This is a genomic window from Niallia sp. FSL W8-0177 (genome assembly GCF_038006285.1).
In the GTDB taxonomy this organism is placed as follows: domain Bacteria; phylum Bacillota; class Bacilli; order Bacillales; family Cytobacillaceae; genus Niallia; species Niallia circulans_A.
Genome location: NZ_JBBOUX010000001.1, coordinates 1,534,698 through 1,549,790 on the forward strand (window position 1 = coordinate 1,534,698; position 15,093 = coordinate 1,549,790).

At 35.2% G+C, this 15,093-nt stretch carries 13 protein-coding genes and 1 pseudogene; 12 read left to right on the top strand and 2 right to left on the bottom strand.

The window, feature by feature from the left end:
• The first annotated feature begins 270 nt into the window (after nucleotides 1-270).
• From NST77_RS07470 to NST77_RS07505, 8 genes and pseudogenes are all read left to right on the top strand, one after another.
• A complete protein-coding gene (locus NST77_RS07470) occupies nucleotides 271-561 on the top strand; it encodes a hypothetical protein (protein WP_249878586.1) in 291 nt (96 codons plus the stop codon).
• A 60-nt stretch (nucleotides 562-621) separates the two neighbouring features.
• Nucleotides 622-2,245, top strand: a pseudogene (locus NST77_RS07475) (putative polysaccharide biosynthesis protein).
• A gap of 220 nt (nucleotides 2,246-2,465) precedes the next feature.
• Complete coding sequence (locus tag NST77_RS07480; RefSeq protein WP_341122859.1) at nucleotides 2,466-2,630, top strand: hypothetical protein; 165 nt, start codon at nucleotides 2,466-2,468, stop codon at nucleotides 2,628-2,630.
• 398 nt (nucleotides 2,631-3,028) lie between these two features.
• Nucleotides 3,029-4,063, top strand: a complete 1,035-nt coding sequence (locus NST77_RS07485; RefSeq protein ID WP_341122860.1) for a DUF2332 domain-containing protein — start codon at nucleotides 3,029-3,031, stop codon at nucleotides 4,061-4,063.
• A 109-nt stretch (nucleotides 4,064-4,172) separates the two neighbouring features.
• Nucleotides 4,173-4,484 (top strand): hypothetical protein, encoded by a 312-nt coding sequence (locus NST77_RS07490; protein ID WP_163188486.1) that lies wholly within the window; start codon nucleotides 4,173-4,175, stop codon nucleotides 4,482-4,484.
• 163 nt (nucleotides 4,485-4,647) lie between these two features.
• Nucleotides 4,648-5,466, top strand: a complete 819-nt coding sequence (locus tag NST77_RS07495) for a lipid II flippase family protein (RefSeq protein WP_095328458.1) — start codon at nucleotides 4,648-4,650, stop codon at nucleotides 5,464-5,466.
• Nucleotides 5,467-5,595: 129 nt separating this feature from the next.
• A complete protein-coding gene (locus NST77_RS07500; protein ID WP_095328459.1) occupies nucleotides 5,596-6,057 on the top strand; it encodes a GNAT family N-acetyltransferase in 462 nt (153 codons plus the stop codon).
• Between the two features lie 115 nt (nucleotides 6,058-6,172).
• Nucleotides 6,173-6,940, top strand: a complete 768-nt coding sequence (locus tag NST77_RS07505; RefSeq protein ID WP_123257614.1) for a GNAT family N-acetyltransferase — start codon at nucleotides 6,173-6,175, stop codon at nucleotides 6,938-6,940.
• A gap of 115 nt (nucleotides 6,941-7,055) precedes the next feature.
• Here the strand turns inward: NST77_RS07505 and NST77_RS07510 are convergent, their stop codons facing one another.
• Together NST77_RS07510 and NST77_RS07515 are read right to left on the bottom strand one after the other, a co-directional pair.
• Nucleotides 7,056-8,072 carry a DUF3231 family protein gene (locus tag NST77_RS07510; RefSeq protein ID WP_341122861.1) on the bottom strand — a complete coding sequence of 339 codons (1,017 nt, stop codon included), beginning with the start codon at nucleotides 8,070-8,072 and terminating at the stop codon, nucleotides 7,056-7,058.
• A gap of 188 nt (nucleotides 8,073-8,260) precedes the next feature.
• Nucleotides 8,261-9,391 carry an IscS subfamily cysteine desulfurase gene (locus NST77_RS07515; RefSeq protein ID WP_095328462.1) on the bottom strand — a complete coding sequence of 377 codons (1,131 nt, stop codon included), beginning with the start codon at nucleotides 9,389-9,391 and terminating at the stop codon, nucleotides 8,261-8,263.
• A 140-nt stretch (nucleotides 9,392-9,531) separates the two neighbouring features.
• On the opposite strand from NST77_RS07515, the gene nadB reads away from it, so the two are divergent.
• From nadB to NST77_RS07535, 4 genes are all read left to right on the top strand, one after another.
• Nucleotides 9,532-11,139 carry an L-aspartate oxidase gene (nadB, locus tag NST77_RS07520; RefSeq protein WP_341122862.1) on the top strand — a complete coding sequence of 536 codons (1,608 nt, stop codon included), beginning with the start codon at nucleotides 9,532-9,534 and terminating at the stop codon, nucleotides 11,137-11,139.
• A complete protein-coding gene (gene nadC, locus NST77_RS07525) occupies nucleotides 11,081-11,917 on the top strand; it encodes a carboxylating nicotinate-nucleotide diphosphorylase (protein WP_341122863.1) in 837 nt (278 codons plus the stop codon). The genes nadB and nadC overlap by 59 nt, the downstream gene beginning before the upstream one ends.
• 22 nt (nucleotides 11,918-11,939) lie before the next feature.
• Nucleotides 11,940-13,043, top strand: a complete 1,104-nt coding sequence (gene nadA, locus NST77_RS07530; RefSeq protein ID WP_341122864.1) for a quinolinate synthase NadA — start codon at nucleotides 11,940-11,942, stop codon at nucleotides 13,041-13,043.
• Between the two features lie 202 nt (nucleotides 13,044-13,245).
• On the top strand, nucleotides 13,246-14,709 hold the full coding sequence (locus NST77_RS07535) for a sigma-70 region 4 domain-containing protein (RefSeq protein WP_341122865.1): 1,464 nt from the start codon (nucleotides 13,246-13,248) through the stop codon (nucleotides 14,707-14,709).
• Nucleotides 14,710-15,093: the final 384 nt, after the last annotated feature.

Sequence of the window (15,093 nt, forward strand, 5' to 3'; positions counted from 1 at the left end):
GTTATAAACAGTTTTCGTAAGACAATCGAAAAATTATATCCTGCAGGTAATATGATAGGATAAAAAAACGAAACATTTATTAAGCTCAATCTTCAAGACATTTTTTACTTCATAGTTATTACAGCACCAAGAGGAATCCTTCTAGGGGCGATTAATTCCATCACTTTTTAAAGGCTCTATATCTTATTTAATTTGCATAATATTTCATTACCATTTATTGGTCTTTTTTCAACAAGTATTTTATAATCTATTAATAAAGGAGGGGAAAACTTGACACAAAAAAATAAGAAAGAATTTATATCCATTATTTTAACATTATTCTTATTCTTAGCCTCAATTGCAGTTTTTCTTTTTGTAAGGGGTTCTAATTTAACTCTATGGATACCAATATCCTTATATTTATTAATAGACTTAGGCCTACTAGTTTCACTTATTATAGGTGTACAATCTAAAAATAAAAACATAAAAATTTTTAGTATTTTATCTAATATTATTTTGTTGATTCCAATAACCATTTGGACATATTTTTTGTTGCTGGCAAATGGAATTTCAGAAAAATAAAAATTATTGCTGGCTTAATTTTAATGGTTATTTGAAAAGATAATTAAAAGGATGGATTTAATGGAATCATCAAAACTTCTAAGAGGAACATTTCTTTTAACGCTAGGAACAATTATCTCAAAAGTTCTTGGTATGCTCTATGTTATTCCTTTTTATCATATAGTAGGGGAAAAAGGAAATGCTTTATACTCGATGGCTTATATCCCTTATTCTATTTTTATCAGTATAGCCACTGCTGGCTTGCCATTAGCAGTGGCAAAGTTTGTTTCTAAATATAATTCTCTAGAGGAGTATGCAGTAGGGAGAAAACTATTTAAATCTGGGCTTATTATGATGAGTTGTACTGGAATTGTTGCATTTGTTATTTTATATCTCTTTGCGCCCATTTTAGCAGCAGCTAGCATACCTGATAACGCCGATGTAAGTGTTCAAGATGGGACGACTGTTATTCGTGCGGTTAGCTTTGCTTTAGTCATAGTTCCATTTATGAGTTTAATTAGAGGTTTTTTTCAAGGGCATCAATCAATGGGACCTTCGGCAGTTTCTCAAGTAGTTGAGCAGATTGTACGAGTTATTTTTATGCTTTCTGGTGCTTATATCATACTAAATCTCTTAAAAGGAAGTTTGGTTACTGCGGTCAGTGTAGCAACTTTTGCGGCATTTATTGGTGCAGTTGGAAGTTTAGTAGTCTTATTATGGTATTGGTATAAAAGAAAACCCCATCTTGATTAGCTTCTTTTAGAAGATAAAGGAGTCATTGATGTTTCACTTAAGGAAACATATAAAGAGATTATCGTATATGCAATCCCTTTTATTTTTGTAGGGCTTGCAAATCCATTATTTCCAGTTTATTGATGAACTTACTTTCAAAGGTGCAATGGAATCTATCGGCTTAAAAGATCAAGTAGTAACTGCATTTGGTGTTTTGACTTTAAATACTCATAAACTTGTCATTATTCCAGTCTCTTTAGCAACTGCTTTTTCGTTAACGCTAGTTCCTGCCATTACGAAGGCATACACAGAAAAAGATCATGTCAGTTTAGTTCAACAAGTGAATCAAACAATTCAGATTGTTCTATTCTTTACATTACCTGCTGTTGTAGGTCTTTCGCTGCTTGCCGAACCGATCTATACCGTATTTTATCATCATAAAGAACTTGGTACGGACATATTAAGAATATATGCTCCGGTAGCTATTCTATTTTCCCTTTTCTCTATTACAGCAGCGGTTCTTCAAGGAATTAATAAGCAAAAATATACTATTATAAGTTTGCTGTTAGGTTTAATGGTGAAATTATGTCTGAACATACCACTTATCAAAATTTTTGCAACCAGTGGGGCAGTAATAGCTACTAGTATTGGTTATTTAATGGCAATTATAATTAATTTTTATGTGATAAAAAAGTTTGCTGGCTATTCTTTAAGATTAGTTATCAAAAGAGTACTGCAAATAGGATTCTTTACACTCGCTATGTTTATTGGAACACTATTTACCTATATGCTATTAACTTTATTTTTATCAGCTCAAGCTAAGGTAGACGCATGTATTATAGTGATTGTTTGTATGGTTGTGGGAATAAGTATTTATTTTTGTCTAAGTGTTAAGTCTAATTTAATTATTCAGCTCTTTGGGGAACGAGCAATACGAGTAATAAAGAAGTTGAATATCAATAAATCTTTTTAAATGGAGTCTACTATGCTTTATTCTATTTAATATGAGAAGCCTAGATATTTGGAGTTGAAATTATAATGGGGAGTTATGGTGGATAAATTAATAGGCTCTCAATTAAATAGAGAAGTATATAATATCAGCCATAATATGAAGGGAATCAGCTGAATAACGAATTTATTAGCCAAAGTAAGAGGGAAATCAGCCAAACAAGGAAATTATCAGCCAAAGTATAGTGGGAATCAGCCAAACTAGGAAATTATCAGCCAAAGTAAGAGGGAAATCAGCCAAACAAGGAAATTATCAGCCAAAGTATAGTGGAAATCAGCCAAACAAGGAAATTATCAGCCAAAGTAAGGTGGGAATCAGCCAAACAAGGAAATTATCAGCCAAAGTATAGTGGGAATCAGCCAAACTGCGAAATTATCAGCCAAAGTAAGGTGAGAATCAGCTAAACTAGGAAATTATCAGCCAAAGTAAGAGGGAAATCAGCCGAACTAGGAAATTATCAGCCAAAATAAGAGGGAAATCAGCTAAATTACGAAATTATCAGCCAAAGTAAGGTGGGAATCAGCCAAATTACGAAATTATCAGCCAAAATAAGAGGGAAATCAGCCGAACTAGGAAATTATCAGCCAAAATAAGAGGGAAATCAGCCAAATTACGAAATTATCAGCCAAAAAAGAAGAGGATCAGGCCGAACTGCATATAATAAGTAGAGAAATTTTTAAAGCATTTTTGCACATACAGCATTAAACAGGATAGATTACCAATTCATATGAGGGGATGATTAGGAGAATGCGTACTAATGAAATGCTGTCTCAAACATTTTTAACCTTTGCAGAAAAGGAATGTAAGGGATCAAGCGTCCTCTACGCACTTTTGTCTAAACAAATTGCAATGGATAAAACGCTTCTTAATATTGCTAAATGTGCTAGAGTTGGGCAGCCTGTCCCTAATCTATTATTTGGTGCCGTTCACTACCTTCTGTTAAAGGGGACCAATCACTCGCTAAAAGATTATTACCCTAGTATCACAGAGAATCCCAAAACAGCTAAGGCTTCGTTTCCTATTTTTAAAGATTTCTGCCTCAAATATCAAAAGGAGATTACATGGATTCTCCAAACGAAGTTAGTTCAAACGAATGAGGTGAGAAGATGTTCTTACCTTTATCCTGCTTTTTGCATGATATATAATCTAGCTAAGAAACCGCTAGCGTTAACCGAAATAGGCACTAGCGCAGGCTTTCAGCTTCAATGGGATAAGTATGCCTATTCATACGGTAAAGAATGGTATGGAAATTCAGAGTCAGAACTGCCAATTACTGCGACTGTAATAGGAGAAAATATGCCATTCTTATTGAAAACTTCTCCTCCTGTTACGATAAGGATTGGTTTTGATTTACATACGATAGATTTACATGACAAAGACGAAGAATTATGGCTAAAAGCATTGATATGGCCAGAACATAGAGAGAGATTATTCTTATTTGAAAAAGCGGCAGATTACAGAAGAGAAGGTGCTTTGAACGTAGTGAGCGGTGATGGAGTAAGCTTGCTGCCATATTATGCCGAAACTATTCCAGAGGGCAGTGCCATTTGCATCTTTCATACCCATGTAGCGAATCAAATACCAAGAGAAGGGAAGGAGCTTCTGTTACAAGGTGTGGAAGAAATTGGGAAGCACAGAGAAGTATTTCATCTTTATAATAATATTCAAGATAGATACTTACACTTAGATTATTATATGGCCGGTAAGAAGAGTGAAAATAGCATTGCAGAAACAGACGGACATGGACGATGGTTTAAATGGTTAAAAAATGATACTAGATAAGGAAGTAATTAAGTTCTATGATAAAGAGCTAGCTTTATACTAAAATAAGGGAATATACTTCTAGGGCTATTAAATGTGGAATGTATATAATAGGAGGCATTAAAATAGGATGGGGTTACTGAATATTGGGAGCCTGGTGCTTGGTTTAATTGCTTGGATATTGCCGGCTACAAACTTAATGAGAGATAAAAAGAAAGTTCAGAGAAATGGGCTAATGATTTGTTTTCTTAGCATGGGTGCTTGTGCGATTTCTATCTCTTTTCAGATTTTCTATAGCTATTATCTTGTAAAAATGGAGGATTGGAGTGCAATGATGGACACATCAGGTGGGGTAGTGGTTGCGACTGCCTTTCTCCTTTCTGTGACAATTATTTTGAACACGGCGAATTATATTATATATCGTAAAGTTACAGCAAAATAGCCTTTAAAATAAATACATATAAACGAAAAAGGACACTTATTACGGTGTCCTTTTATTACTTTAACAACATCTACTTAATGTAAAATCAACTTCAGCAAATATTTCTAGTTAATTCCAAAAAAAGAGTTATAATGTAGCTAGAAGAAAAATTAAAGGAGTTTTTATGGAATTAATAACATCAAAGGTCATCATCATATCTATTTTACTGTTAGTGATTACAATGATAGAAACATTAGCCTATTCAACGAGAATATCTGGTACGAGAGTTAAGTTAATAGCTACTGCAATATCGTTATTTAGCACGATGGTTATTGTTTCGCGATTTTCTACTATGTTTCAACAGCCATTAACAGCAAAATTGATAGCAGAAGTTCCCAAAGGGGCAGACAAATTAACTTTTATTGCGGCGCAATATCGAATTTTAATAGGAGTAACATCAATGGGGGTATTAATTGGTATCCTGTTGTTTCCAACATTTATAAATATCTTTTCACGAGCAATTGTCCAATTAGCAAATGAAAGAGGGTCCATGCTAGCTCTTTTTTCTAAATTATTCAAGAAGAACAACCTAAACAAGCTTCTAAAATGTCTTAAATTACCGCGATTATCCTATTTTAAAGGAATTACCTTAAACACAGTTCCAAAGCGTTTATTTGTATTAAATGTCATTATTTCAGCTATATTTACGACGGGTGTCATATCCTCCATATATGCTTCCATGTTAGTTCCAGCAAAAGTTTCTCAGGCAGCTTTAATGTCCTCAGGGGTAATAAACGGGATTGCCACCATCATTCTGACCTTATTTATTGATCCAAAGGCGTCTGTGTTAGCTGATCGCGTCATGAAAAAACAAACGGACTATATTTATTTGAAAAGCTACTCATTAACAATGGTTAGCTCTAAATTTATCGGCACGATAGTAGCGCAAATAATCTTTTTGCCTGCAGCTTATTATGTGGCTTGGTTTGCAGAATGGCTTTAATCTAAAATAGGAGCTGAAAAGTAAATTACCGCCATCAATAAAATTGTCGTTAGATCTATTAGCTTTTCAAACGAATGGAAGAACATTTGAGAATTATCAAAATAATTTTTACTAAAGGAGGAATTAAAAATGACAGTGTCATTAGAGTTTAGGTTAGCGACATTACAAGATTTAGATCAAATTGTAGCTATGCTTGCTGATGATATGTTAGGCAGTAAGCGAGAGCGCTATGAACAGCCGCTTCCTGCCAGTTATCTGCAAGCGTTTCAAGCTATTGCAGAAGATCCCAATAATGAATTAGTGGTAGCATGTTTTGGAAATGAAGTAGTTGGTGTTCAACAAATTACTTTTACTCCATATATTACCCATCAAGGAGGATGGCGAGCGACTATTGAAGGGGTAAGAACTGTCTCTTCTGTACGAGGTAAAGGGGTAGGTACTCAACTAATTAACTGGGCAATCGAGCGTGCTAAAGAAAGAGGCTGTCATTTGATTCAGCTTACGACTGACAAACAAAGACCAGATGCCATGCGTTTTTATGAACGATTAGGCTTTCAAGCAACACATGAAGGGCTGAAAATGAAACTATAGCAAGGAGGGTGGAGAGATAAAGTGGTTCGGCTGTTATCAATAGAGAAGCATTAAATCTGTAGGAGAATGTATATAGTTGATGAACATTCCATTTAAAAGATAAGGAGGAGAGACGATGTTTGAAATCTTGAATGTAAATGCTGAAAACGTGGATGAATACGGATTTTTTTGTATGAGAAGCAAACCGAAATCAAAAGGGTATCAAAATAAACTAGCGTGGATGAAGAAACGGTTTAAAGAAGGGTTAAAAGTAAAAATCCTTTTAGAAGACGGTAAACAAAGAGGTTTTATTGAGTATATTCCCAGTGAATTTACATGGCGAGCGATAAATGCCAAGAAATATATGGTGATTCACTGCTTCTGGATCGTTGGCAAGAGCAAAGGAAAAGGTTATGGGAGCAAGCTTTTAGAGGAATGTATAAAGGATGCGAGAGAATTACATTTGGATGGTGTTGCAATAGTCACCAGTAAGAAAAGCTGGTTACCAGACAAAACTCTCTTTGAAAAAAAGGGTTTTAATCAAGTGGATAAAAGAGGGGATTTTGAATTAATGGCTTATGCTTTTCAAAATGATCGGAAACCTAGCTTTATCGATTGGTCGCTGATAGCAAACGAATATGATAATGGGATTACGGTGTTCAAGTCAGACCAATGTCCGTTCACGCAAGATGCTGTTGATAATTTGCAAGCGGCAGCAGATGAGCATGGCTTAAAAGTAACTGTCCTTGAAATGAACGATAATGAAATGGTACAACATCTGTCTCCGACACCTTTTGGCGTATTTACTGTTATATATAATGGGGAAATCATAACTTATCATCCAGAAACAAAGAATAAATTTCTACAATTAATAGAAAGACAGGATTTGAAAATGAGTAAGTAAACATGAGCGAAATGAAATAAAGAGCAATCTTCAAATGGATTCTAAAAGTAGAGCAAAGTCTAGAAGACAATGCTCCATATACTTTTTCCCTAAATAGTAAATTTAGTAATAAGAATTATTCCTTATTATTTGCTAAAGTCTGCCTGTTATCAGCTAAAGGAGGTTGCTCTAGCCATCCATACTTTATTAATAACTCACATCCATCTTCAGCGTATAAACCTACTTCAGCCATGAATTTTGTATATTCTGCCGCAATATCTCTTCTTTGAGAAATAGATAAGCCAGCACCATAATAGCCAACTGCAGAAGAAACCAATGTAACGATATGGTATAACATTAATTTATCAGAAAAAGGAGAAACGGTGGAATTTGTTACCTCCGACACCCATGTTTTTGGAGAAGATAAGTCTTCCTTTGTAAGGATAGTATTAAAAGTAGTGAAGTGGTTCAAACAAATTTTTTTGCCTCTTTCAAAATATTTTTGAATATCTTTTGTTTGGCAAACCTGAGCAAAGCCTAATTCTAAAACTGTTTTTACTACGTCTTTTTTCATGTTAAAGCTCATACCGCTTATTTCAATAGCGTTTAATGGTCGTTTTTTCCCAAACCATCCAGCTAAATAACTTTGGTTATCGACAAATTTGACTTGCTCTGGTGTATTAATTCTAGCAGTTTTACTATAGAATCCTTTATTTAGCATGATGGAAACGATCCGTTTATGTAACTCCATCGTTTCCTTGTTACATTGGATAAAGTAATCTAACTGGTCAGCTCTTGATGATGTAGAAACGGCACCTGCATATCCAGTCAATCCTAGTAAGGTCATAATATGTAAATACGCTATAATAAAAGCGTCTGCAAAGATAGAAGGAGCATTTAAATTAACATCTTCCTCCACTGAAAAACCTTTGGGAATGGGAAGGTTCTCTTGAGTAAAGAAATCAGTAATTTTAGTGATATGGGTTTCAGCAATGCTAAGGGAAAAGTAGAGTACTTCTTTAATGTCTTCGTCTTTTGCTTTTTCAATTGAATGGGTAAGAATACATATGGATAAAGAATCATTTATGTATTGAGTCCAAAGGTTCGCTATTTCAGCTGTGGTTAGTTCTACATCATGACTGATCTTCTTCATAAAAGCTCCTCCAACAAGTGCATATATCAAATACAATTTTATTTTTTGATTTTATATTAATATTTCATAGTTGCGCCATTTCTATGTAAGAATTAAACAAAATGTTAAAGAAGCGAAAATAGGTTAAAGTGAGTAGGCTATAATAGATGTTTCCATAATAGATACACAATTTATACGAGTAAAATGGTTTACTTAGGAAGTGAACTGTTTAGTGCAAGCTGTTTAATCGTATTGGCTAAATCTCTTACATCTTCTTCCATATTGTCTTTGCCCATCGATATCCGAACAAACTCTTTTGCCTCTTGATCAGCCAATCCTAACGCCTTCATGGTTTTGGAAGGGGCTTGTTTTCCGACCTGGCACGCACTGCCTGTGGAGATGGCAAATCCACGACGATTACATTCAAGCATAAGCCATTGACCTTCTATCCCTTTAACTCGTAATCCGATAATTCCTGGATATTGATCCGTACATTCAAAAACAGTAACGGTTTCTTTCGGAAGCATCTCTGTAAATAACCTTCGGAACTTAGAATGCTTCGTTTCGTTCTCCGAAATTGTAGAGCATGCCTTTTGGGCAGCGACGGTCATACTTGCAATCCCAGCTGTGTTAACTGTACCAGAGCGAAAGCCATTTTCGTGGCTACCATTTAATACGATTGGAATCCAAGGAACATTTGGATTAATATAGGCAAGACCGACACCTTTGGGTCCATAAAATTTATGACTCGAAAGGGATAATGCATCGACATAGGGGGTTACTTTTTTAACCTCTATTTTTCCAATACTTTGCACCATATCACTATGAAAAAGAACATGATGCTTTTTACAAATCGCTCCGATTTCTTTTATTGGTTGGATTGTACCAATTTCAGAATTCACATGTTGGATAGAAACAAGCACGGTGTCAGGACGAATTGTTTCTTCTAGTAACCGAGTATCGATTAAGCCAGTTTCTGATAATGGCAAATACGTAATTTCATAGCCTTTGTCTGCTAAGACATGCATCGTACCGTGAATTGAAGCATGCTCTGCTATTGATGTAATAAGGTGTTTTCCTTCCTTTTTTGTCCCCTTAAGTAAGCTTTGCAAAATAAGAAAATTACTTTCTGTACCACCGCTTGTAAAGTAAATGCCTTTTTTATCTACGTTTATTAATCTTCCCCATTCTTCACGGCAATTCTCGACGATTCTAGTAGCTGTATCTCCCATATCATGAAGACTGTTCGAATTTCCAAAGTATTTACAAGCAACTTCGACATAAGTAGAAGCAGCATCGGAATCTAAAGAAGTAGTTGCTGCATAATCAAAATATTTCATCAAAAATTCCTCCAAAAAAATCAGTTGTTTACGGGAACCAGATTAATAAGCTAAAAATCTATCCATAAAAAACCCTTGCCTTAATTTTAAAACTATGTAAATATAAGTGTCAAGACACCTGTAAAATAGGATGGTGAAAAATGGACACGGATGTATTGATTATTGGTAGTGGAATCGCTAGCTTGCAGCTAGCTAAAAAACTTTCAACAGATTTCAATGTGATAATTCTCACAAAATCTAAAATAGAAAGCAGCAATTCTTATTTAGCTCAAGGTGGAATTGCTGCAAGCATGGGAGATTCAGATGATTATAGAAAGCACGCACTTGATACATTTGAAGCTGGACGCTTTCACAATAATCCTGAAGTAGTAACGAAAATTACAAACGCAGCACCCATCTTAATAAATGAATTGCGGCAGGGGGGATGCAAATTTGATGAGGATATGGCAGGAAATCTTGCATTAGGAATGGAAGGTGCTCATTCGGAAAACAGAGTAGTACACAGTGGCGGTGATACTACTGGAAAACAGTTGATGCAGTATTTAGTGGAAACAAAGACTAATAATATCAAAATCATCGAAAATGTTTTCGTCTATGAATTAATGGTAAATACTAATACTAAACAATGCTTTGGCGCAAAAGGCATATTTTCAGATGGAACACGAACAGAATTTTATAGCGCTCATACTGTTATTGCAACAGGTGGGTGTGGAAATCTTTACACCTATACGAGTAGTGCTTCCACCATTACGGGAGATGGAATTGCGCTTGCTTATTTAGCAGGGGCAAATATTAGCGATATGGAGTTTATTCAATTTCATCCTACCCTGCTTTATGTTAACGGAAAAACGATTGGACTGATTTCAGAAGCTGTCAGAGGAGAGGGTGCAAGACTAGTTACAGCTTTTGGAGAGTACGTGATGGAACATGTCCATCCTTATAAAGACTTAGCTCCACGGCATATCGTCTCCCAAACAATTTATCAGTATTTATCGAAAGGGGAACCAGTCTATTTAGATATTTCCATGATTGCAAATTTTCAAGAGAGATTTCCTACAATTACAAATATGTGTCTAAAAGCAGGCATTGATTTGCAGAAAGGTCTGCTCCCAGTTGCGCCAGGCAGTCATTTTTTAATGGGGGGAATTGATACAGACCTGCATGGAAGAACAAATATCGATAGTCTTTATGCAATTGGTGAAGCAGCTTGCACAGGTTTTCATGGAGCGAACCGTTTAGCAAGCAATTCTCTCTTAGAGGGTTTATATATGGGGAAAAACCTTGCGACACTTCTTCATAAAAAGCAAAAAATAAAAACGGAAACGATTCAATGGAAAAACGAAGAAAAAAATGAGAATTTCTTTCCGATTTTGCCAGAAAAAGCAGAGATTCAAGATCGAATGATGGAGTATGTAGGCATTGTCCGTAATGGAATCCACTTACGGATGCATCTTGAATGGCTTGAAGGTTTCAGAATAACCAATCTGGAACAGATCACTTTAGAAAATAAGTCAGTCGAGGAGATAGAAAAGTATTTTATGCTTTTAACAGCTTTTCTAATTACCAAATCTGCATTGGAAAGAAAAGAAAGCAGAGGGGGCCACTTTCGTTCTGATTATCCTATGGAAAAGAATGAATGGATGAAAAAAAAGATCTGCATGAATCGTGAACAAACAAAGGAGAATCAAAATGAACCAATTAAAATTGCAGAAACTGCTGGAAGCATTTTTTATGGAAGATATCGGTGAACGTGATGTGACGACAGATGCGATTTTTCCCAAAGAGCAGCAAGGAGAAATCGTGTTTTTATCGAAGGATAATGGAATTTTTTGTGGGGAAGAGATTATTCAGGTAGGATTCCAAGTTTTGAATCCGGCAACAGAAGTCACAATGCGTATCCATGATGGAGACCGAATGGAAGTAGGTCAAAAATTGGCGACGGTAAGAGGAAAGATTGGTGATTTATTAAAAGGGGAGCGTGTTATTTTAAATCTTGTCCAAAGAATGAGTGGTATCGCCACAAAAACATGTGAAGCAGTAGAAACTTTAAATAGTGGCTACACCAAAATAAGTGATACGCGAAAAACGACACCAGGGTTAAGGATGTTAGAAAAATATGCGGTAACAGTTGGCGGAGGGCATAATCATCGCTTCGGATTGTATGATGCGGTGTTGATTAAAGATAATCATATTGCTTTTGCCGGTTCGATCGCTAATGCTGTAAAAGCGGTTAAACAGTCAATTGGTCATATGGTTAAGGTAGAAGTTGAAACGGAAACAAAGGAACAAATGTTTGAAGCTCTAGCTGCTGGCGCTGATGTAATTATGTTTGACAATCGAAAGCCTGAAGAAATTGTGGAGTGGATTACACATGTTCCAGAAACTGTAACGACAGAAGCATCTGGTGGAATTACATTAGAAAATCTTGCTTCCTATCGAGAGTGTGGAGTGGATTATATTTCATTAGGATTTTTAACCCATTCGGTGAAAGCAGTAGATATTAGTGTGAAAGTAAGCTTTGATTAAAGAGTAAAAAGGGGAGAGGAAAATGAATCTTTTAGAGGGGCTGCAAGCATCAAATACAATACCAGAGAAATACTTGGCCATGTCAAATGCGGAATTAGAAGAAAGAGTGGTTAGTGTAAAGAATCGATTAGGCAAAAAACTATTTATTCCAGGTCACCATTATCAAAAGGATGAAGTTATTCAATTTTCTGATGCTACAGGGGATAGCTTAAAGCTAGCGCAAGTTGCGGCTGAAAATACAGAAGCAGAGTTTATTGTCTTTTGCGGGGTTCATTTCATGGCAGAAACAGCTGATATCCTTACTACAGAGAAGCAGAAAGTCTACTTGCCAGATATGCGGGCGGGTTGCTCGATGGCGGATATGGCCGATATTTATAAGACTAATCGAGCATGGATCAAGCTGCAGGAATTGTTCGGAGACACGATCATACCACTAACCTATGTAAATTCAACAGCAGCCATTAAAGCCTTTGTCGGAGAAAATGGGGGAGCAACCGTAACTTCTTCTAATGCTGAAAAAATGGTATCCTGGGCCTTTACAAAAAAGGAAAGATTACTATTTTTACCAGATCAGCATCTTGGAAGAAATACTGCCTATAATTTAGGGGTTCCTTTAGAGCAAATGGCCATTTGGGATCCGGCCAAAAATGAACTTGTTTATGAAGGCGTGATAGAAGATATTAAAGTAATACTCTGGAAAGGTCATTGTTCTGTGCATGAAAATTTTACCGTGAAAAATGTCGAGCAAGTTAGAAAGCAATATCCTTACATGAAAATTATTGTCCATCCAGAGTGCAGCAGAGAAGTTGTCGCGGCAGCTGACTTAGCTGGTTCAACCAATTATATTATTGATGTAATCGAAAATGCAGAGTCTGGAAGTGCTTTTGCTATTGGTACGGAAATGAACCTAGTTAATCGGATTATGAAAGAACACCCGGATAAAGAAATTATTTCCCTTAACCCATATATGTGTGCTTGTTTAACAATGAATCGGATTGATTTACCTCATCTCGTATGGTGTTTAGAATCAATTGAAGACAATTTTGAAAGGAATCGAATTAATGTCGAAGAGCCAATAGCGTCTAATGCAAAAATAGCATTGGATAGAATGTTGGAATTATCCTGAATTCTAAGCTGAAAACTGCTTTGTAAAATAAAGGCAGTTTTTTTGGTTAAGTTAAGATGCCATTACATATCGCAACAATAAAAAGAAGTAAGTTATAATTTAACCAGAATATTTATTCAAAGTTGAATTTTCAAACAGATGGTTAATGACAAGTATTCTATCTTCCTTTAAAATATAGGTAATATATGGAGAATGGCGAAAGGTGGAATATACGCTGAATAGACGTCATAGACAATGGAAGAAACAAATACAAGCCTATATAAATGAATGGTATCTTCTAGCATTTTTATTAACTGGAGATAGAGTAACAGCAGAACAATTGTTAAATATGGCGGTAGATCAAGTAAAGGATAAGTGGTCCTATCGCCATTTTGAGCGTTTATGGGCAAAACCAGTAATCAAGAAATATATTAAATTTAGTCGAAATAATGAATGTAATGATAAATTTTTGGATTTTAGCACACTATTAAATCGAATAGGTTTGCTGGAAGGAAATGCCCGAGTTGCTTTTTTACTAAAGTATTATTACGGCTTTTCTTATAAGAAAATAGCGCGGAATCTACATATCTCTGAGAGAAAAGCGAAAATAATAATTTATGATGCCCTTCTTCTATGGACAAATAATGGCAAGTTAATTCCCATTGAACAAGTTGAAGCTGCTATAAATAAAGATATAAATCTCGCAAAAAATTTTTTACTAGATTCTTTCCGTTTTGAAAAGAAAAACCAATACATAGAAACTCGCCTTAAAGGTAAGCGAAAGGCACTATTCCTTATCTTTACGATAGTTGTTTTATTTGCTGGTGGATCCATTAATCAGAAAACGCTAGGAAAGACAAGAGTCAGTCTCGGACCGGATGTATATAAAATTTATAAGGAGGGAGGCGTGTTTCAGCTAGGAAGGGAGATTCAACAAAAAGGCTATACCGATATTTATGCCTATCCAGAAGAGGAAAATAATATTTTATATGTCCAATTTAGCACAGCAGAGAGTTTAGAAAATAAAGAAGAGGTAACAATGTTCATCGAATCTTATTTAAAGGAAAGGGACTTGGATTACGAAATTAGATATGAAGAGATGAACCAAGTGATTGAAGCAGAACAAACAGATGAACAAACAGCAGAGAATAAACAGCTGGAAATGGAACAAGAAATATACGAATTACTTACATCAAATACCTATTATTATATGCAAAACTATGTAAGTGATTCATCTGGCGAATCAAGGGAAATCCTTTTATCTGAGTCTATTCCAAAAGAAGAAGAAACGATGATCAAGGAAGAAATCAAAAATATTATGACAAAATTTGATAGTGAATGGAACTTCTCATTCGGAAAGGTCGATGCAGAAGTTGTAGAGATGGAAAAAGCAATGTGGAATATTGTACCAGCTCTTTTAGAAGCTTATATGTTTGGCGGCGACAAATATAAAGTATATGATGTCTATCCAACATATGAAGACGAGCAATTGAAATTCGATATATATACTGAATTAGCCTTCACAACAGATGAAGATCGGGCGAAAAACATAGAAACAGCCAAAGAGTTAAAAAGATCTATACAATTCTTTTTCCAACATGAAGACATTCAAAAACTCTTTAACCATGCTCCCTATGTTATAAAAATATATGGAAATAATAGAAAAGAAGTAGAATTCGATATTTAACACAAATATTAGGGAGGGGTCCTAATGAATAAATCGAGGCAAGCTCCAAGTAAAAGAAATCATTCGCTTTGTCACTGATTTTTTGAAAAAGAAAAATACATCCTACATCGTCCAATAATATTATCGGGAAGATACTCTTGGGGGAAGAGAAAGAAGCTTATCAAGTTATTACAGAAGCGGAGAAAAAAGGGATAAAACTATGGCTAGGGGATTTTTCCGAACAAGGGAAAGTAACAGAATAATGTAACCATTTACTCAGCAGAGAAGGAAAAAATAAAAATTGATTGATAAAATTCCGTATATTTCATAAAGGATTGGTAATAATGCTTACAGGTTAAACTGCGCGGAAGAATGTGATAAAATAATAATAATAGCTTATATATA